At 61.6% G+C, this 18,080-nt stretch carries 18 protein-coding genes; 8 read left to right on the top strand and 10 right to left on the bottom strand.

Features of this window, described 5'->3' with window-relative positions:
- The first annotated feature begins 174 nt into the window (after positions 1–174).
- Positions 175–2,553 (top strand): ATP-dependent DNA helicase, encoded by a 2,379-nt coding sequence (locus tag AC1DU8_RS04220; RefSeq protein ID WP_457282136.1) that lies wholly within the window; start codon positions 175–177, stop codon positions 2,551–2,553.
- A 483-nt stretch (positions 2,554–3,036) separates the two neighbouring features.
- Here AC1DU8_RS04220 and AC1DU8_RS04215 read toward each other — a convergent pair whose 3' ends face one another.
- The 6 genes from AC1DU8_RS04215 to AC1DU8_RS04190 form a co-directional block, all read right to left on the bottom strand.
- Entirely contained in the window at positions 3,037–3,759 is a 723-nt protein-coding gene (locus AC1DU8_RS04215; RefSeq protein WP_457282137.1) for a hypothetical protein, read from the bottom strand.
- Between the two features lie 354 nt (positions 3,760–4,113).
- Positions 4,114–4,926, bottom strand: a complete 813-nt coding sequence (locus AC1DU8_RS04210) for a hypothetical protein (RefSeq protein ID WP_457282138.1) — start codon at positions 4,924–4,926, stop codon at positions 4,114–4,116.
- A 116-nt stretch (positions 4,927–5,042) separates the two neighbouring features.
- Positions 5,043–5,282 (bottom strand): hypothetical protein, encoded by a 240-nt coding sequence (locus AC1DU8_RS04205; RefSeq protein WP_457282139.1) that lies wholly within the window; start codon positions 5,280–5,282, stop codon positions 5,043–5,045.
- Between the two features lie 281 nt (positions 5,283–5,563).
- The gene (locus AC1DU8_RS04200) at positions 5,564–5,737 is read right to left on the bottom strand and encodes a hypothetical protein (RefSeq protein WP_477667666.1); all 174 of its coding nucleotides are present in this window, start codon (positions 5,735–5,737) and stop codon (positions 5,564–5,566) included.
- Positions 5,734–6,105, bottom strand: a complete 372-nt coding sequence (locus AC1DU8_RS04195; protein WP_457282141.1) for a hypothetical protein — start codon at positions 6,103–6,105, stop codon at positions 5,734–5,736. Before AC1DU8_RS04195 ends, AC1DU8_RS04200 begins: the two co-directional genes overlap by 4 nt.
- Complete coding sequence (locus AC1DU8_RS04190; protein WP_457282142.1) at positions 6,102–6,266, bottom strand: hypothetical protein; 165 nt, start codon at positions 6,264–6,266, stop codon at positions 6,102–6,104. Before AC1DU8_RS04190 ends, AC1DU8_RS04195 begins: the two co-directional genes overlap by 4 nt.
- Positions 6,267–6,535: 269 nt before the next feature.
- Between AC1DU8_RS04190 and AC1DU8_RS04185 the strand changes: the two genes are divergently transcribed.
- Both AC1DU8_RS04185 and AC1DU8_RS04180 read left to right on the top strand, forming a co-directional pair.
- Positions 6,536–7,153, top strand: coding sequence for a DUF502 domain-containing protein (locus tag AC1DU8_RS04185; protein WP_457282143.1), 618 nt, complete (start codon positions 6,536–6,538; stop codon positions 7,151–7,153).
- Between the two features lie 120 nt (positions 7,154–7,273).
- Positions 7,274–8,629 (top strand): dicarboxylate/amino acid:cation symporter, encoded by a 1,356-nt coding sequence (locus AC1DU8_RS04180; RefSeq protein ID WP_457282144.1) that lies wholly within the window; start codon positions 7,274–7,276, stop codon positions 8,627–8,629.
- A 100-nt stretch (positions 8,630–8,729) separates the two neighbouring features.
- Here AC1DU8_RS04180 and infA read toward each other — a convergent pair whose 3' ends face one another.
- From infA to AC1DU8_RS04160, 4 genes are all read right to left on the bottom strand, one after another.
- The gene (gene infA, locus AC1DU8_RS04175) at positions 8,730–8,987 is read right to left on the bottom strand and encodes a translation initiation factor IF-1 (RefSeq protein ID WP_092132708.1); all 258 of its coding nucleotides are present in this window, start codon (positions 8,985–8,987) and stop codon (positions 8,730–8,732) included.
- A 62-nt stretch (positions 8,988–9,049) separates the two neighbouring features.
- Positions 9,050–9,286, bottom strand: coding sequence for a hypothetical protein (locus tag AC1DU8_RS04170; RefSeq protein WP_457282145.1), 237 nt, complete (start codon positions 9,284–9,286; stop codon positions 9,050–9,052).
- Positions 9,287–9,755: 469 nt separating this feature from the next.
- The gene (locus AC1DU8_RS04165) at positions 9,756–10,787 is read right to left on the bottom strand and encodes a response regulator (protein ID WP_457282146.1); all 1,032 of its coding nucleotides are present in this window, start codon (positions 10,785–10,787) and stop codon (positions 9,756–9,758) included.
- Positions 10,771–14,301, bottom strand: a complete 3,531-nt coding sequence (locus tag AC1DU8_RS04160) for a hybrid sensor histidine kinase/response regulator (protein ID WP_457282272.1) — start codon at positions 14,299–14,301, stop codon at positions 10,771–10,773. The genes AC1DU8_RS04165 and AC1DU8_RS04160 overlap by 17 nt, the downstream gene beginning before the upstream one ends.
- A gap of 166 nt (positions 14,302–14,467) precedes the next feature.
- Between AC1DU8_RS04160 and AC1DU8_RS04155 the strand changes: the two genes are divergently transcribed.
- From AC1DU8_RS04155 to ureE, 5 genes are read left to right on the top strand one after another with little or no spacing between them, the layout of a single operon-like run.
- Complete coding sequence (locus tag AC1DU8_RS04155) at positions 14,468–14,770, top strand: urease subunit gamma (protein ID WP_007874763.1); 303 nt, start codon at positions 14,468–14,470, stop codon at positions 14,768–14,770.
- Between the two features lie 21 nt (positions 14,771–14,791).
- Positions 14,792–15,409, top strand: coding sequence for a HupE/UreJ family protein (locus AC1DU8_RS04150; RefSeq protein ID WP_477667668.1), 618 nt, complete (start codon positions 14,792–14,794; stop codon positions 15,407–15,409).
- A gap of 8 nt (positions 15,410–15,417) precedes the next feature.
- Complete coding sequence (locus AC1DU8_RS04145; protein WP_477690334.1) at positions 15,418–15,723, top strand: urease subunit beta; 306 nt, start codon at positions 15,418–15,420, stop codon at positions 15,721–15,723.
- Positions 15,723–17,441, top strand: coding sequence for an urease subunit alpha (gene ureC, locus AC1DU8_RS04140; RefSeq protein WP_457282149.1), 1,719 nt, complete (start codon positions 15,723–15,725; stop codon positions 17,439–17,441). The genes AC1DU8_RS04145 and ureC overlap by 1 nt, the downstream gene beginning before the upstream one ends.
- Before the next feature lie 6 nt (positions 17,442–17,447).
- Positions 17,448–18,068: an urease accessory protein UreE gene (gene ureE, locus AC1DU8_RS04135; protein WP_457282150.1), complete on the top strand. Its 621-nt coding sequence runs from the start codon at positions 17,448–17,450 to the stop codon at positions 18,066–18,068.
- The last annotated feature ends 12 nt before the right edge of the window (positions 18,069–18,080 follow it).

Below are 18,080 nucleotides of genomic sequence, written 5' to 3'. Positions count from 1 at the left end.
AATGTAGACGGCTACAGCGCAGCAGTAAATGGTGGCCCGGTGAATGTTCTTTTTCCATGGGGAGAACAATTCGGGCAATTCGGGTTATTTGGGCTGATTTTGGGAGGCGGCGCCCGGCGCCTGCGCTACCATGAACCCTTCCCCTGTTCATGTGACTCAGAGAGCGACTACCGATTGAAATACCTTGTGGCTGTCCGGGCCCTGTGCGAGTTCACCGCCAAGCATGGCGACCTGGACCTGCGCTTTACGCCATCACCTTCCGCACAGGAAGGCATGGCCGGGCACGCCATGGTGGCGTCGCGCCGTGCAGAGTCTTCAGAGTCCTATCAGGCCGAAGTCAGCCTGGAGGGCGAGTACAAGACCCTGAAGGTGCGCGGCCGTGCCGATGGCTACGACCCTGAACGCAACCAGCTTGAAGAGGTCAAGACTTTCCGGGGCGACCTGCACGCCATGGCCGACAACCGCCGGCACCTGCACTGGGCACAGCTGAAGATTTACGGCTGGCTGCTTTGCGAAGCCAAAAAGCTGCAGGACGTCAACCTGACACTGGTGTACCTTGACGTGGCCAGCACGCAGGAAACACCGCTGACCGAACATTTTTCCGCCGCGTCGCTCAAGGAATACTTTGAAACGCAGTGCGAGCGCTTTCTGGCCTGGGCCAACCAGGAACTGGCACACCGCCAGGCGCGTGATGCTGCGCTGGCCACGCTGGCATTTCCGCACCCTGCATTCAGGCCGGGTCAGCGTGAACTGGCCGAAGCGGTTTACAAGACAGCCCAGGCCGGCACCTGCCTGATGGCACAGGCGCCCACGGGCATCGGCAAAACCATTGGCACGGTGTTTCCGCTGCTCAAGGCTGTGCCGAAAAAGCAACTCGACAAGCTGTTTTTCCTGGCGGCCAAAACGCCGGGCCGCAGGCTGGCGCTCGATGCGCTGGACCGCATCAAAGGCAGCACGGCGGCCCTGCCGCTACGCGTGCTGGAGCTGGTGGCGCGTGACAAGGCGTGTGAACACCCGGACAAGGCCTGCCACGGCGACGCCTGTCCGCTGGCCAAGGGCTTTTACGACCGGCTACCCCAGGCGCGCAGCGCTGCGGTGCAGCATGCCGCCGCACAAGGCCCGCTCGATAAAGCAGCACTGCGTGAACTGGCGCTGGCCCATCATGTGTGCCCTTACTACCTGAGCCAGGAACTGGTCACCTGGGCAGACGTGGTGGTGGGCGACTACAACTATTACTTCGACACCAGCGCGCTGCTGCACGGCCAGGCCGTGGGCAACCAGTGGCGCGTAGGCGTGCTGGTGGACGAAGCGCACAACCTGGTGGAGCGCGCGCGCAAGATGTACTCAGCCACGCTGAGTCAGGCGCAGCTGCAACAGGTGCACGCTACCGCGCCCCGCGCCGTTCGCGGCGCACTGGAGCGGCTCAACCGCAGCCTGCTGGAATTGCAGGAGGCGCAGCAGGCGCGGGGCGAGGCCTACCAGGTCCATCCCGAGCTACCCGTACCTTTTCTGAAAACCCTGGCGCAGGCGCTGACCCAGATCACCGACTTCCTGCTGGCCAACCCGACCCGCATGGACGGCGAACTGCAGGATTTTTATTTCGAGGCACTGCACTTTTCGCGTATGGCTGAAGACTTTGGCGAACACTCGCTGTTTGACGTGACGCTGCAGCAGGAAGCCGGCCGCGACGCGCTGGGCCAGGTACTCGGCCAGCAGCTCGCGGTGCTCAACATCCGCAACGTGGTGCCTGCGCCCTTCCTGGCGCCGCGTTTTGCCGCCGCGCAGTCGACGGCACTCTTCTCCGCCACGCTGAGCCCGCAAAACTACTACGCCGACACGCTGGGCCTGCCGGCCGGCACGGTCTGGACAGAGGTGGAGTCGCCCTTCCTGGCCGAGCAATTGCAGGTCTCGGTGGTAAGCGACGTCTCCACACGCTTTCAACACCGTGACGATTCGCTTTCGCCCATCGTCGACCTGATGGCTCGGCAGTATGAGGGCCGGCCCGGCAATTACCTGACGTTCCTTAGCAGCTATGACTACCTGCAAAAGCTGGTCACGCTGTTCCGGCGGCGCTACCCGCATATTCCCGTGTGGGAACAGACGCGCGGCATGGAAGAAGCCGCGCGCGACGCCTTTTTGGCACGCTTCACGCCAGCCTCGCAAGGCATCGGCTTTGCGGTGCTGGGCGGCTCGTTCGCCGAAGGCATAGACCTGCCGGGCGACCGGCTGATAGGCGCGTTCATCGCCACACTGGGTTTGCCGCAGGTCAATGCAGTGAACGAGCAGATCCGCGAACGCATGGGCATCAACTTCGGCGCGGCCCAGAGCTACGACTACACCTATCTCTATCCCGGCCTGCAGAAAGTCGTGCAGGCGGCCGGACGGGTCATACGCACCACCTCGGACCGCGGCGTGGTCTATCTCATGGACGACCGCTTCACCCGGCCCGAAGTACAAAGCCTGCTGCCGGGCTGGTGGAAGGTGGCGCGGCTACGCGCCAGGCGGCGGGAACCGGCCGCGGCGTTGTCGGAGCCCCACCCACTGAATCACTAAAGCAAAAGCCCGCGTCCGCGGGCTTTTGCCTGCACGGCCATGAAGGCCGCTCACCATGCGGGGCCTAAAACACGCCCAGCAGCATGAGGATAAGAACCACACTAAGGGGGACACCCAGTAACCAGGCAATGAGAGGCATTTGATTCTCCTGAAAGTTGTCAAATTGAAGACAACTTCAATGTAGATTGCGTCCGGGGGCGGCCATGCCAGCCTGAAGGCTTGCTGCAAGTAAGGAATCGCTGACGCGCGTGTAGTTGTGCGGCTCGGCCGCCTGAAGTCCAGCAGGGAAACACCCGGAACTCAAGGAAAATCGGCCTGCAGGTCAATCGGGACGGGCGCAAGAAGCTCCGAAAATGATAGCAACCCTACCACCTCAATCAGCAAGGAATACGGTCCGCCATTTTGGCGGTTGCCACAACTCACAGGCCAGGTGCCAGCAGCATCCACGCGCGCAGAGGCGTCAGCGAAGCTGTTTATAAGGATTTAGCGCTGGCTGAATTGCAGCGCGCCCAGCATGCGCTGCACGGGCTGGGTTTCAGGCAGGACATACACCACGCCATGGCTTTTTCCCAGCACGGGATTCACGACGGTTTCGTAGAAATTGACGGGCACTACGACACATCCCAGCGAAATGCGGTTGTCGTCAGGTGTTTCAGAAGCCAGCCGCTCGGCGCGGCGTTCTGCCGGAGCCGCAGGGCGAAGACGGTGGATTGCCAGCTTGGCCGTGTAGTCGATCCACACAATAGCCTCGCCGTGAAGGTTGTGGCCGGGTTCGGAAACAAACCGGCCTGCCGGCGTGGTGCGTTCGTCTGCGCGCAGGCTGGCAACGTTGCGCTGCTCCATGCCCGGCACCGTGTGGTCGCCGGCTGTCAGGCCGGTCAATGCCGGCGATGCACCGCGCAATTGCCCCGTGGCGTCAAACACAAAAATGCGCCCACCCTTTTTATCGACCACCACAAATGGCAGGCCCTGGTTATCGCGCGCGTTCATGATCCAGCGCAGGGCGTAGCGTGCATCGGCCGATGCCGCGACCAGTGTCATGTCGGCGGAACTGCCGGCGCCCGGCACCGCCATCACGGGTTCCGGGCCGCGTACCAAGGGCGGATCTACGGGAATGGCAGATGCCCACAGAGGGATCGCAGCGAGAAAGGCAAGGGCCGCCGTGCAGACGGTTTTTGCGCGCAGTGCCTTTCCTTTGAACAACATCCTGATCCTGGGTTGAATTCATTGCCATGTGCGGAGCACATGAAAAAGCCGGCCTCGAACCTTTGGGGTAGGAGCCCGGCTGTGGTTGCACCATGTTAGCGATGCAAGCAAATGTTCACAACGGAAAAACCCTGAAATCCTCTGGATTTTTGCTATGCTTTTAATAGCAATAAATCGTTTGCCGTATTGTCATTCATGCTTTTTTTGCATCCAGATTTAGCTACTCAGGAATTTGGTAACAGCGGCCACATGCGGGCATTTTTCGCATTGAAGATGCGAGCGCGCAACAGTACGCAGGGGGTTGTTACAACTCACTCTTCGCGAGAGGTGATCGAAGGAGCGAACAGGCGGGTGTCAGGCGGCGGGGCGAAGCCCCTGTTTTGCGGCAAGCGCATGGGCGGCAGGAAAAACCTCAGCCAGTGGTTTGATTTCCGGCAAAACGTAAATCACGCCATAGCTCGCATTGAACGCGGGCTTGAGTACATCTTCGAAAAATGCCACCGGCATGTTGATGCACCCGTAGGAAATACGGTTGTCCTCGGTACCGGGAGACGCAAGCCTTTCCAGCCGGCGCTCTTTGGGCTCCAGTGTTCGCACGCGGTGCATGGAAACAGCTGCTTCGTAATCCACCCAGACAACATCTTCGCCCAAGGTGTTGCGGCCAGGCTCCCCCATAAACCGGCCCGCCGGTGTGGTGCGTTCGTGGGGCTGCACCTGCGCAATGGGCCGCCCGCCGATACCGGTCACGGAATCATCGCCGACCGCCGCACCGATCAGCACGGGCGTGGCGCTGCGCAACTTGCCGGAGGGTTCGAAAACAAAAACCTTGGTATTTATCTTGTCGAGGATGACAAAGAAAAGCCTGCGGTTGTCCCCCGAGGCAACCACCCAATTGGCAACCTGCCGCGCCTCATCCGACGCAGGCTCTTCACCAAAATCGGCAAAGCGCAAAGACGGCGCCAGCTGCAAGGCGCTGGAAGGGATGGGGTTCAGGGCCGGAGAAGAAACCGGACGGGCATGAAAAAGCGGCAATGTCAGGACAAGCAGTGCCGAGCCCAGCAAGATGCCTTGCTTGATGCCGTCAAGAACGTCTGCGCGGCTGGTGCCGGGCCCATCGCCGGCCGAGGGCGTGGGCGACGCAAACATGTTCATGAAAATACGACGCATGGCCTGCGCTAAAACAATGACGATCCGGCAGCCATGTGAAAACGCTCCGGAAGCCGCGCCTTAAAAGACATGGCAAACCGGAGCGGTGTCACACCAAGGTGCATGACGGTCTGGGTTTAGTTGCGGTCAGCTTGTGCTGGGCGCTCGGTCTGGAAGCCAGCCGTGTTGCTTTCAGTCGTGGTGGCAGGTGCCGCACTGCTAGGGGTGGTGGTGTCCTGGTTTTGCATGGTCTGGCCGGACGACTCTGCAGGCGCAGCTGGTGCCGTTGGGGTTTCGGTCTGGGCGTATGCCAGGCCAATGGTGCTCACAACAGCGGCGGCGGCTACGGCAGAGGCCAGGGATTTGGAAAACTTCATGTCTTGCTCCTTAAGTCATGCCCATCACAGGCAATCAGGGTTGGTAAATGGCTGGCCGTATTGCCAGCTAATTCCAATTTACGAGGGGAGACTGGGACACGGCGTCGGTCCGGTACGGCCTGTCGTGTAGGACAAGCGAGGTCACAAAATGCTACGCACCGAACCAATATAAACACCTGGGCCTGATTCAGAATCGCCCATGCTCCCTGCGCGTTCTGCGCTGAGTGGGGCCGCACTTGCCATGCTGCGGTGCTGCCGTTCCTGCATATCTATCCGGCGGACTATTCGTTGGGATTGTTGCCCTTGAGGCCGTGTTCGGCCTTGATGGCCAGCTGAATTTTCTCAAGCTCATCGATGAGCTGATCCATGCGTGGAAAATCTTTTACCGGCGCCGCCTCCAGGGCCTCAAGCTGTGCGCGGAGCCGCACGTACTCCGCTTGCAGATCGGGTTTCACGCAGGTACCGCACCCGGTTTGATGCCGGTGTCTCTCGCCGCACGGATTTCCGGGCTGCCCGCCGCCGTATTTTTCTTCGCAGAACTGGCAGCACCGAAAAGATCGACCTGCTGAGGCTCATCGCTGCGCGGGCCGTATTGCAGGTCGGGACCGATCAGGCGCTGCAACTCGCCGTAACCGGTGGCCAATGCAGTGTCATATGCGGCAAAACTGATATCGGAGCAGGACACCGATTCAAACACCCGAGGATCCGCGTGGCTCTCCAGGATGCGCCAGCAAAATTCGCCTGGCGCGGGTTCTTCGACTGTCAGGGCAAGGGAACGCAAGGGGACATTGAGTTGCGCATTGACCAGCGTGGATTGGCTCATAAATATCCTAGAAAAAGGCCGTGATGGCCGGGCATGACGTTGTTGCGCAGTTGATAGCGCAGCCGAAAAATATCAAGGGAATGAAAGGTAACTTTCAGCATCGGCGCTTGCTCAGGTGCAAGCACGATGTGAGCGGGAAGAAGACCTGGGTCCGGGTTCATGTCAGCGCTGGGCTTGGGGCCGTGGGTTGATTGATTTTGTTATCGCGTCAAAGCAGCTGCGGGTAATTTGGCGAATGTTGGGCATTGGCTGCACTGCGACAGTTTAAGCAAGAGACTGTGACACCCGGCAGTGATTAGTACCGTGAAAATGTAGGAGAAAGCCGACACCCTCCCTGGCGAGGTGTGTCATGCGAAATGGTTATATTGCAGGCTAGCCAGAAAAATGCACCATGCGCAGCGCGCCTTAACGAAAAGCCAACGAAAAGCCCATGAAAAGCCTCTATAAATATTTCTTTCGTGGCCTCATCACCATCCTGCCGGTGGCACTGACGGTATACCTCCTCTATATCTTCCTGGCATGGATGGAAACTGCCGCCCTGTGGATCCTGCGCCCTCTTATCGGCAGTTTTTACCTGCCCGGCATGGGCTTGGCGTTCGGCATCCTGACCATCCTGGCGATTGGCTTCCTGGTATCCCAGCAAAGTGTGCGCAAAGTGCTGTCTTTTGCGGAATTGCCGTTTACCAATTTGCCGGTGGTCAAAAGCATCTACTCGTCGCTCAAGAGTTTTGCCGACTACTTTTCACCTTCGGGCAAGCAGGGCGAGCAAAGCGTGGTGATACTGCGCATGCCTGGGCACGCGATGGAAATCGTGGGCCTGATCACCCGCCGCAGCTTTGCCGACCTGCCCTCCGGATTCCTTCCGGGTGAGCGTGTCGCGGTTTATTTACCCATGGGCTACATGATCGGTGGCTACACGGTGTTTGTGCCGACGGAGTGGGTGCAGCCTATCGACATGTCGGTGGAAGAAGCCATGCGCTCGTCACTGATTGCGTGGATGGCCCGCCCGCCGGCCGCGGGTAGTGGCAGCGGCAGCCCGGCCGGCTGAGCTTGCGCCGGGGCGGCGTAAAGATTTGTTATCTGTGGTTTCCCACATGGACAAATCGCGTGGCGGGGCTATATTGAATCCGTCCCCCACAACCCGCGCATTCGCTGATGCGACCCGGCCATGACAAGCACAACGACAACGAAGACAAGCCGCAAGCCACCCCTTTACAAATCGCTCTACTTCCAGGTGATCTGCGCCGTGATCGCCGGTGTGCTGCTGGGGCATTTTTACCCTGAGGCCGGAAAGCTCATGAAGCCGCTGGGCGACGGCTTCATCAAGCTCATCAAGATGATGATCGCACCCATCATCTTCTGCACCGTCGTGATCGGCATCGCCGGCATGGAGGACATGAAGAAGGTCGGCAAGACCGGCGGCCTGGCGCTGCTGTACTTTGAAGTCGTCAGCACCTTCGCGCTGATCATCGGGCTGGTCCTGGTCAACGTGTTCAAGCCGGGCGAAGGCATGAATGTCGACGTGTCCACGCTGGACACCAAGGCCATCGCGGCCTATACCGGCCCCGGGAAAATGGTCGGCACGACCGACTTCATCATGAACATCATTCCGTCCACCGTGGTGGATGCCTTCGCCAAGGGTGAAATTCTGCAGGTGCTGCTGATCGCGGTGATGTTCGGCTTCGCGTTGCACCGTTTCGGCGGGCGCGGTACGCTGGTGTTCGACTTCGTCGAAAAAGCCTCGCATGTGCTGTTCACCATTGTCGGCTTCATCATGAAGGTGGCGCCCATAGGCGCTTTCGGCGCAATGGCCTTCACCATAGGCGCTTATGGCGTGGACAGCCTGGTGTCGCTCGGCAAGCTGATGGCCGCTTTTTATGCGACCTGCCTGATCTTCATCTTCGTAGTGTTGGGCACCATTGCGCGCCTGCACGGGTTCAGTATCTGGAAGTTCATCAAATACATCAAGGAAGAGCTGCTGATCGTGCTGGGCACCTCGTCCTCCGAGTCCGTGCTGCCGCGCATGATGGAAAAGATGGAGAACCTGGGCGCAAAGAAAACCACCGTCGGCCTGGTGATCCCGACCGGTTATTCGTTCAACCTGGACGGCACCTCGATCTATCTCACGATGGCGGCGGTGTTCATCGCGCAGGCCACCAATACGCCCATGACCCTCACGCAGGAACTCACGCTGCTGGCGGTGCTGTTGCTGACTTCGAAAGGCGCGGCAGGCATCACCGGCAGCGGATTCATTGTGCTGGCCGCCACGTTGTCGGCGGTGGGTACCGTGCCTGTGGCCGGGCTGGCGCTGATTCTGGGGATTGACCGCTTTATGTCGGAAGCGCGGGCGCTGACCAACCTGATCGGCAATGGCGTGGCCACGATAGTGGTCGCCAAATGGACGAATGATCTGGACACTGAGCGGCTCCAGGCCGGGCTCAACCATGAAACCTGGGTCGAGGCCCAGGAGCCCGAAGTGCTGATCAACAAGAAGACCGAGCACATGGCGACCGGCCGGCGCTAGGGCCTGTTCACAGTTCAGGGGAAAACAACAAAGCCCGGCAAACGGAGGATTCTCCGCCTGCCGGGCTTTGTGCTTTTTTGGGGCGCGACGAGCCGCCGGTTTAGCGAGCCTGGCGCGGCGCCGGGCCTGGGCCACGGCCAGCGATATGGCGGAAGGTGATGCGGCCCTTGCTCAAGTCATAGGGCGAGAGTTCCAGCGACACCTGGTCGCCGGCAAGGATACGAATATGGTTTTTCCGCATCTTGCCGGAGGTATAGGCCACGAGCTTGTGGCCGTTGTCGAGCGTGACGCGAAAGCGCGAATCAGGCAACACTTCGTCTACCAGCCCATGCATTTCAATCAGTTCTTCTTTGGCCATGATGTAACTCCTAGGGAATTGGAAAAATTGTCAGTGATGTCTGTTGTAAGGGCTGGCAAGGCTTATGCGCAGGCCGGCGCCGAACGCTCGTGGATCCAGCCGAGGGCATGTTCCGTCGCGTAATGCACGGCCGCGGCCGCACTGTCGAAAAGGCCGCTGAAGCGCATCACGCGGTCGTGCGTGGCGCTGCCGCTGCCTGAGCGGATGGAGACCGATGCAGCGTAGCGTTCGCCTTGCTGCTTGGCCAGTGGTGAGACAAGGTACTTGCCCACCGCGATTTTGGTGTGATCTACGTTCATAAAAAGTCCGTGCCGGGTATGTGTCCCGGCTTGATAAATAAGGAGTAATCGGCTTGCGAGCAAGCCGGCGGGTGTTCGGTGTCCACCCACCTGGCCCTTGTCAGGGGCTGGGCTGGTTGAGCCATGCGTGGCACTGTCGGGAATAGTGCTCGCCGGAAAAACGGAACAGTGTTGAGAGGGTTCAGGGCTGTATGGGCACTGAAAACACTGTGGATTCGGGCTCTGGGAAGCGCCGCAATTGAGAAGGAAGCCTGTTGGGAAAAGGCCTCGATGAAAAAAGCTGATGCTTTACCGAAGCTCTTATTGTAACCGCCCAGCGGAAATCACGCTTTTTACCTGATACGGCCATCGCAAACCGCTCATTCTTAGCAACCAGGGGCCGCGGAGCCGGCTTTGCCGGGCCGCAGGCGCAGCGGCCCCCTCGGGGGGCAACGCAGTACGCGAAGCGACAAGCGTGGGGGCTCTATCTCTAGCCCTCAAACTGGGGATGCAGCTGCCGTATGCGGTTCATGGCCATACCTGCGGCAGCGGTGCGGGTTTCCACACCCAGCTTGGCATACACCCGTTCCAGATGCTTTTTGACCGTGGCTGGGCTAGAGCCCAGGATGTCTCCAATGTCGCGATTGGTCTTGCCCTTGACCACCCAATACAGCACTTCAGCTTCTCGGGCGGTGAGCTTGAAGCTCAGGCTCATGGCTTCCACCACTGCGTCGTCGGAAATTTCGCGCATGACGATCAACCAGTCACCGCCGCCGTCGCCGTCGCCGGTCTGCTGGTGCAGCCGGAAGGTCAGGCGCCGCGGACCAAGCTCCACCGCCAGGCGCGGCGGCTCAACCTGGCGCTCGGCCTCCGCCATGTGGCGGCGCAGCCAGTTGAGTACAGGTTCGGGTGTTTGCGGCGCGGACGTACCGTAATAGCGCATGAGCAGGTCGCGCGCCAGCGGCGTTTGCCAGATCAATTTCCCGTCTGCCTCACCTCCCATGCGCACCGTGATGCTGGCGTAGCCGAAAGCGTCCAGCGCATTGCGTGCTTGCCCTGCCTGCCGCGCTTCCTGCCTGGCACGGCGGGCGCCTTGCAAATGCACGCCCATGCGTGCCATCACTTCCTTGGGCTTGATCGGTTTGGTAACGTAGTCCACTCCACCGGCTTCCAGGGCCGCCACGAGGTACTCGGTTTCCGTGAGACCGGTCATGAAAATAATGGGAATGTGCGCCGTTTCAGCCATGGCCTTCAGGCGCTTGGCAACTTCGAAGCCGTCCATCCCGGGCATCATGGCGTCTAACAAAACGATGTCGGGCAAAGCCTGCAGCGCACGCTGCAGCGCTGCCTCGCCACTGGTGGCCACAAGGACGGTATAGCCCGATTCATCGAGCGCATCGTGCAGGACCGACAGGTTGTCGGGCACGTCGTCCACAATCAGCACGATATCGCTGTTGGCCCGGTCCAGTGTGCGGTCCAGCTTTCGATCCAGCGTTGGTCCGTCGTCAAGCACGCTGCTCATGGCCCGTCTCCTTGTTGGCTAGCTGGCGGCCCATGGCTTCAAACTGAAATTGCCGCGCCAGCACGCGCATTTCGTCCACAAAGGCCGCGGCCTCCGGCCGCTGCCGTTCAATTTCTGCCAGGTTGTTCATGATGCCCCGGTAAAACCCGAGATTGACGACCTCGAGCAGGGCCGCGAGTTGAGACGCATCGGGCAGTACACGCGGTGGCACGGCCTGGACCACAGGGTCGCCGTCATCCGCAGCAAGGTCATAGCGCCACTTGAGGGCCAGCCGCCGTTCAAGCCAGTCGATCAGTTCGGTATGGCGCACCGGTTTGAGGATGAAATCCTCGGGAAGGATGCCGGCATCGTTCTCGGCGCCCTTGTCGAATGCGTTGGCGGAAACAATGGCGAGATGAATGTCCTCGTGCCCTGACGCACGCACACGGCGCAGGGTTTCCCAGCCATCGATCCCCGGCATGGCCAGGTCCATGAAGATCACGTCGGGCCGGTACCCGCTGGCCAGCAGATCCATGCAATCGTGACCGCTGGCGGCGGTACGCAATTCAAATCCCATGGGCTCAAGCAGTTGCACCAGCAGTTCACGGTCGGGCTCTTCGTTGTCGACCACCAGCAGCTTGCGGCGAACCCCTTCATAGCCGCGCGGCTGGCGCCTGGCTGGTTTGGTGGCGGCATCCTTGACGGCTCCTGCGGCCATGTGCACTTCGGGCAAAAACAGCCGGATACGGAAAATCGAGCCTTCGCCCGGGGTGCTGACCACCGTCATCTCGCCACCCATCAGGTCGGTCAGCATCTTGGCAATCGTCAAGCCCAAACCGGCGCCCGGTGTGCCTTCCGCGCTTTGGCCGGCTGTAGCCCCTCGCGCAAAAGGCTCAAAAATCCGGGACAGCTCCGCCTCACCCATGCCCGGGCCGGTATCTTCAATGTCGATGTAGGCCATCTCGCGCGCATGGCGCAACCTGAAAATCACCTGGCCCTGCGCCGTGAACTTGATGGCGTTGCCCAGCAAATTGATGAGAATCTGCCGAACGCGTTTCTCATCGGCTCGCACCAGCTCCGGCAGATGACCGCTGGTCTCAAAGCGGAACCCGAGACCCTTGGCGGCGGCCTGCAGCTCGAACATGCCGGCCATCTCGTGCACACAGTCGGCGAAATGCATGGGCTTGACATTCAACGTGAGCTTGCCCGCCTCGATGCGGGCAATATCGAGCGTTCCCTCGATCAGCGAAAGCAGGTGTTCGCCCCCGCGCTTGATGACGCTGACAGCCTGTTTGCGGTGCGGCGGTATGGCGTTGTCTTCACCCATCAGCTGCGCGTAACCCAGGATGCTGTTGAGCGGCGTGCGCAATTCGTGGCTGATGGCGCTGATATAGCGGCTTTTCGCCTGGTTGGCCTGGTCGGCATGGCGGCGGGCCTCTTCTGCCACCAGCTTGGCCTGTTGCAGCGCCTCGTCTGTTTGCCGGTGCGACTCGATCTCGCGCATCAACAAATGGGTCTGGCGGTTCGATTCTTCCTGGGCCACCTGGCGGCTTTTATGCGCCAGCACCAGCCACCAGGCCACAAGGCCGGCAATGACCAGCAAGGCCATGTACGCCTTCATGAAACCTGAACGCAAAGCCGGCTCGGAAGGCTCGATGTCCGCCAGCGCGCTGATTTCCTGGTGGTACAGCAGGCCGAACACGCTGGCCAGCAGCGGCACGATGATGAGCATGAGCAGCAGGAAATGGCCCAGGCCCGTATCAAGGTAAGGCCAGGTGCGGCGCGGCAGCAGCCAGCGCAGCGCACCCGACCACTGCGCCGACAGGCTGGCGTGCGGCTTGCACAGGTCGCCGCAGCGCGCGTCCAGCGTGCAGCACAGCGAGCAGATGGGCCCCTGGTAGGCGGGACAGTGCGCCATGTCCGGGCCTTCGTAGGCGCGTTCGCAAATGACACACTGCTGCGTCGCATAGCGCTTGTAAGAACCGTCGGAAGCAGTCGCTCCGGAGCTGCGCGCAATGTAGTAACGGCCCTGGGTCGCCCACGCGATCAGGGGCGCGGTCACAAATGCGGTGCCCATGGCGATCACCGCGGAAAAAGCCCGCGCCGTTTCGCCGTAAAGCCCCAGATGCGCTGTGACCGACAAGAGCGAAGCCAGCGCCATGGCGCCCACGCCGACCGGGTTGATGTCGTACAGGTGGGCCCGTTTGAATTCAATGCCTTTGGGAGAAAGGCCCAGCGGTTTGTTGACGACCAGGTCGGCGACGACAGCCATCACCCATGCGATGGCGATGTTCGAATACAGCCCCAACACGTCGCCCAGCGCCTGGAACACATTCATCTCCATCAGCATGAAGGCAATGAGCGTGTTGAACACCACCCACACCACCCGCCCGGGGTGGCTGTGCGTGATGCGCGAGAAAAAATTCGACCACGCGAGGGAACCGGCGTACGCGTTGGTCACATTGATCTTCAGTTGCGACACCACCACGAACAGCGCCGTGGCCGCCACCGCCATGCCGTAATTCGGAAAGACATACTCGTAGGCCGCAAGATACATCTGGTTGGGGTCTACCGCCCGGTCCAGCGGCACCATGTTGGAGATGGCCAGATAGGCCAGGAAAGCGCCGCCCAGCATCTTCACCACGCCGAGTAGCACCCAGCCGGGCCCGCCCGCCAGCACACCGGCCCACCACCGCCAGCGGTTGGCGTCAGTCTGCACCGGCATGAAGCGCAAATAGTCGGCCTGCTCACCCATCTGGGTGATCAGCGCGATTCCGACTGTTAAAGCGGCACCAAACAGGTGCAAATTAAATTCACCGTTCGTTCCAGTCTCCCCTCCGTAGTGCAAAACGCCCGAAAACGCACCGGGATCGCGCAGGAAGACATAAACAAAAGGCACCACCAGCATGACCAGCCATAAAGGCTGTGTCCAGACCTGCAGGCGGGAGATCGCGGAGACGCCATGGGTTACCAGCGGAATGACCACCAGCGCGCAGATCAGGTAACCCCAGCTGGGCGGGATACCCAGGGCGAGGTCCAGGGCGTAAGCCATGACCGCCGCTTCCAGCGCGAAAAAGATAAAGGTAAACGAGGCGTAGATGAGCGAGGTCAGCGTGGAGCCGATATAGCCAAAACCAGCGCCGCGCGTCAGCAAGTCCATGTCGACGCCATAACGCGCTGCGTAAATGCTGATGGGCAGGCCCGCCATGAAAATGATGAGCCCGGTGGCCATGATCGCCCAGAAGGCGTTGGTAAACCCGTACTTCACCAGCAGCGTGGCACCCACAGCTTCCAGAATCAGGAAAGAAGCCGCGCCGAACGCGGTGTTGGCCACCCGCCATTCAGACCACTTGCGAAAGCGCTGCGGCGTGAAACGCAGCGCATAGTCTTCCATGGTTTCGCTTGCCACCCAGCTGTTGTAGTCGCGCCTGACCTTGATGATGCGCTGCAGCGGCGGCGCTTCGGCCGCCAAAGGCGCGGCCCCGGCCGCTTCGGGCGGCAGTGGCGGCAGCTGGGGCGTGAGCGGGGCGTCCATGGAGTGGGCAGATGCGCCGGGCGCGGAGTGATTGACCGTCTCCAGGTGCATGTTCTGTGCCATGCGTTCTACCCCGGGGCGGCCTTGGTGGCTCACGTTTCTTATGGCACCATTCTTGCACCCCGGCAAGCATCCCCAAGCCGGCAGCCTGCCCTGAGAGAGCCCCATGGAATTGACGCCCAGAGAAAAAGACAAGCTCCTTATTTTTACCGCTGCCCTGCTCGCCGAAAGGCGCCGCGCCCGCGGCCTCAAGCTCAACTACCCCGAGTCCGTCGCCCTCATCAGCGCCGCCGTCATGGAAGGTGCGCGCGACGGCAAATCCGTCGCCCAGCTGATGAGCGAGGGCCGCACGGTGCTGACCCGCGCCGACGTGATGGACGGCATCCCCGAGCTGATCCCCGACATCCAGGTCGAAGCGACTTTTCCCGACGGTACCAAGCTGGTCACCGTGCACCAGCCGATTGTTTAAGCATTACCCGAGATCGCCACCATGCAAATCAAAACCAAAAACGCTCTCTTTTTGATAGCTGCTTGCGCAGTATCGACGGGTGCTAGCGCCCATATTGACCATCAATCCGGCGCTGCGGTGCACGACCACGCCAGCGCCTTCCTCAGCGGCTTTTTCCACCCGCTGACGGGTATGGACCACCTGGCGGCCATGGTGGCCGTGGGCCTGTGGAGCGCGCTGGCCGCGCGGCGCGCCGGGCCTGAACTGTTGTGGGGCCCGCTGGGCTTTGCCGGCATGCTGCTGGCAGGCGCCCTGCTGGGCCTGCAGGGTCTGCAGATTCCCGCCGTCGAGCCCATGATCGCGGCTTCGCTGCTGGTCACCGGCCTGCTGGTCGTGACGCGCTGGCATGTACCCGGCATTGCGGCGGCGCTCATCGCCGGTGTGTTCGCCGTTTTCCATGGCCTGGCCCACGGCTATGAACTGGCCGGAGCGCCCGGCGCCTGGGCCACCCTGTCGGGCATGCTGGCCGCTACGCTGCTGCTGCACCTGGCGGGCCTGGGTGCGGGTTGGGCGCTGCGCAGCGCCAGCGTCTGGCTGCCTCGCATAGCTGGCGCCGCCGTCGCCCTCTTCGGCGTGACCCTGCTCGCCCAACTGGCCTGAGGCGCACCATGATTCCCGGCGAACTCATCACCGACGGCCCCGACCACGTACTCAACGCAGGCCGCCGCACGCTGACCGTCGTTGTGCAGAACACGGCCGACCGGCCCATACAGGTCGGCTCGCATTACCACTTCGCCGAAACCAACGGCGCGCTTGGCTTTGACCGCGAGGCCGCGCGCGGCATGCGCCTGAACATCGCGTCGGGCACGGCCGTGCGCTTCGAGCCGGGGCAGCAGCGCACGGTGGAATTGGTGGAATTTTCCGGCGACCGAAAAGTGTTCGGCTTTCGCGGACTCGTGCAGGGAGCACTTTGATGGCAACAATTGGACGCCGCGCCTATGCGGAAATGTTCGGCCCCACCGTCGGTGACCGGCTGCGGCTGGCCGATACGGATTTGGTGGTCGAAGTCGAAGCCGATTACACCCTGCGCGCCGGCAGCTACGGTGAGGAAGTCAAATTCGGCGGCGGCAAGACCATACGCGACGGCATGGCCCAGTCGCAAAAAACCCGGGCCGAAGGCGCGATGGATTGCGTGATGACGAATGCGCTCATCATCGACCACTGGGGTATCGTGAAGGCCGACATCGGCCTGAAGGGCGGGCGCATCGCCGCCATCGGCAAGGCCGGCAACCCCGACACCCAGCCCGGCGTCGACATGATCATCGGCCCCGGCACCGAGATCATCAGCTGCGAAGGCATGATCGTCACGGCCGGCGGCATCGACTCGCACATCCACTTCATCTGCCCGCAGCAGATCGAGGAAGCGCTGACGGCCGGTATCACCACCATGCTGGGCGGCGGCACCGGCCCGGCCACCGGCACCTTTGCCACCACCTGCACGCCCGGCCCCTGGAACATTGAGCGCATGCTGCAGGCAGCCGACGCCTTCCCCATGAACCTCGGCTTCCTCGGCAAGGGCAATGCCAGCCTGCCCGCCGCGCTGCACGAGCAGATCAACGCCGGTGTCATCGGCCTGAAGCTGCACGAGGACTGGGGCACCACGCCCGCGGCCATCAGCAACTGCCTGGATGTGGCGGAAGAAACCGACACACAGGTCGCCATCCACAGCGACACACTCAACGAGTCGGGTTTTGTCGAGAACACGATTGCCGCCACCAAAGGCCGCAGCCTCTGCGCCTTCCACACCGAAGGCGCTGGCGGCGGCCATGCACCCGACATCCTGCGTGTGGTGGGCGAAGAGAACTTCCTGCCCTCCTCCACCAACCCGACCATGCCCTACACCGTCAACACGCTTGACGAGCACGTCGACATGCTGATGGTGTGCCACCACCTGGACGCCGGCATCGCCGAAGACCTGGCCTTCGCCGAAAGCCGCATCCGCAAGGAAACCATCGCAGCCGAAGACGTGCTGCACGACCTGGGCGCCATCAGCATGATGAGCAGTGACAGCCAGGCCATGGGCCGCGTCGGCGAAGTGATCATCCGCACCTGGCAGACCGCGCACAAGATGAAACAGCAGCGCGGCAAGCTGCCCGGCGACACGGACCGCCACGACAACTTCCGCGCCAAGCGCTACATCAGCAAATACACCATCAACCCGGCGATTGCCCATGGCATCTCGCACGAAGTCGGCTCAGTCGAGTTAGGCAAATGGGCCGACCTCGTGGTGTGGAAGCCGGCCTTCTTCGGCATCAAACCCTCGGTGATCCTCAAGGGTGGATTTATCGCCATGGCGGCCATGGGCGACCCGAACGCCTCCATCCCCACGCCGCAGCCAGTGCACTACCGCCCCATGTTCGGCGGCTTCGGCGGCGCGATTGCCAAAGGTTCGCTGACCTTTGTCTCGCAAGCCGGGCTGAACGCCGGCGTCAAGGAGCGCTTTGGCCTGGCCAAAAACCTGAGTGCGGTGAAGAACGTGCGCGGCGTGCGCAAGCAGCACATGGTCCACAATGCCTATCTGCCCAGGATGGAGGTTGACGCCCAGACCTACCTGGTGCGCGCAGACGGCCAGCTGCTGACCTGCGAGCCAGCCACCAGCCTGCCGATGACGCAACGCTATTTCCTGTTTTAAGGTTCCATGCTCCAGGTTTCCAAAGTCATTTCGCAGGGCGCCGGCCTTGCGCCTGTTCTCGTCAAGCGCGCCTCCAGCATCGAGCTTGACTGGGATGTTCGCCAGAAAAGCCGGTTTGACGGTACCGATTCGCTGGGCCGGCAGCTCGGTATTTTTTTGCCGCGCGGCACGCTGGTGCGTGGCGGCGACGTGCTGGTGGCGGAAGACGGCTCCATGGTCAAAGTGATCGCCGCCCCGCAGGCCGTGCTCCGCATCACCGCGTGCCCGTCGCACGGCTCCCCTTTCGACCTGACGCGCGCCGCCTACCACCTGGGCAACCGGCATGTGCCGATTGAACTCAAGCCCGACCACCTGAAAATTGAACCCGACCATGTGCTGGCCGACATGCTGCGTGCCATGCACCTGATCGTGAACGAAGTTGAAGAAGCTTTCGAGCCCGAAGGCGGGGCCTACAGCGCTGGCGGACACAGCCATGGGCATGACCATTCCTCTGACCATTCTCATGGCCATGCGCAGCCCGCCCCCGCGCCACACGTGCATGGCCCGGACTGCAACCATGGGCATGACGACCACACCCACGAAGCCCAGCCGGTCGCCATCCAGATCCACAGGCACAAGCCGCACTAGGGCGTTGATGGA

The organism is Polaromonas sp. P3_A5 (genome assembly GCF_056403055.1).
This window is presented reverse-complemented; position numbering and strand designations above follow the sequence as displayed.

Bases quoted from the DNA above. Each gene is read 5' to 3' on its own strand.
- AC1DU8_RS04170 (WP_457282145.1), bottom strand. From the start codon at position 9,286: ATGAACGTAGATCACACCAAAATCGCGGTGGGCAAGTACCTTGTCTCA.
- AC1DU8_RS04185 (WP_457282143.1), top strand. From the start codon at position 6,536: ATGAAAAGCCTCTATAAATATTTCTTTCGTGGCCTCATCACCATCCTG.
- AC1DU8_RS04160 (WP_457282272.1), bottom strand. From the start codon at position 14,301: ATGGACGCCCCGCTCACGCCCCAGCTGCCGCCACTGCCGCCCGAAGCG.
- AC1DU8_RS04215 (WP_457282137.1), bottom strand. From the start codon at position 3,759: ATGTTGTTCAAAGGAAAGGCACTGCGCGCAAAAACCGTCTGCACGGCG.
- AC1DU8_RS04195 (WP_457282141.1), bottom strand. From the start codon at position 6,105: ATGAGCCAATCCACGCTGGTCAATGCGCAACTCAATGTCCCCTTGCGT.
- AC1DU8_RS04145 (WP_477690334.1), top strand. From the start codon at position 15,418: ATGATTCCCGGCGAACTCATCACCGACGGCCCCGACCACGTACTCAAC.
- AC1DU8_RS04165 (WP_457282146.1), bottom strand. From the start codon at position 10,787: ATGAGCAGCGTGCTTGACGACGGACCAACGCTGGATCGAAAGCTGGAC.
- ureE (WP_457282150.1), top strand. From the start codon at position 17,448: ATGCTCCAGGTTTCCAAAGTCATTTCGCAGGGCGCCGGCCTTGCGCCT.
- AC1DU8_RS04190 (WP_457282142.1), bottom strand. From the start codon at position 6,266: ATGAACCCGGACCCAGGTCTTCTTCCCGCTCACATCGTGCTTGCACCT.
- AC1DU8_RS04150 (WP_477667668.1), top strand. From the start codon at position 14,792: ATGCAAATCAAAACCAAAAACGCTCTCTTTTTGATAGCTGCTTGCGCA.
- AC1DU8_RS04155 (WP_007874763.1), top strand. From the start codon at position 14,468: ATGGAATTGACGCCCAGAGAAAAAGACAAGCTCCTTATTTTTACCGCT.
- AC1DU8_RS04180 (WP_457282144.1), top strand. From the start codon at position 7,274: ATGACAAGCACAACGACAACGAAGACAAGCCGCAAGCCACCCCTTTAC.
- AC1DU8_RS04210 (WP_457282138.1), bottom strand. From the start codon at position 4,926: ATGCGTCGTATTTTCATGAACATGTTTGCGTCGCCCACGCCCTCGGCC.
- ureC (WP_457282149.1), top strand. From the start codon at position 15,723: ATGGCAACAATTGGACGCCGCGCCTATGCGGAAATGTTCGGCCCCACC.
- AC1DU8_RS04205 (WP_457282139.1), bottom strand. From the start codon at position 5,282: ATGAAGTTTTCCAAATCCCTGGCCTCTGCCGTAGCCGCCGCCGCTGTT.
- infA (WP_092132708.1), bottom strand. From the start codon at position 8,987: ATGGCCAAAGAAGAACTGATTGAAATGCATGGGCTGGTAGACGAAGTG.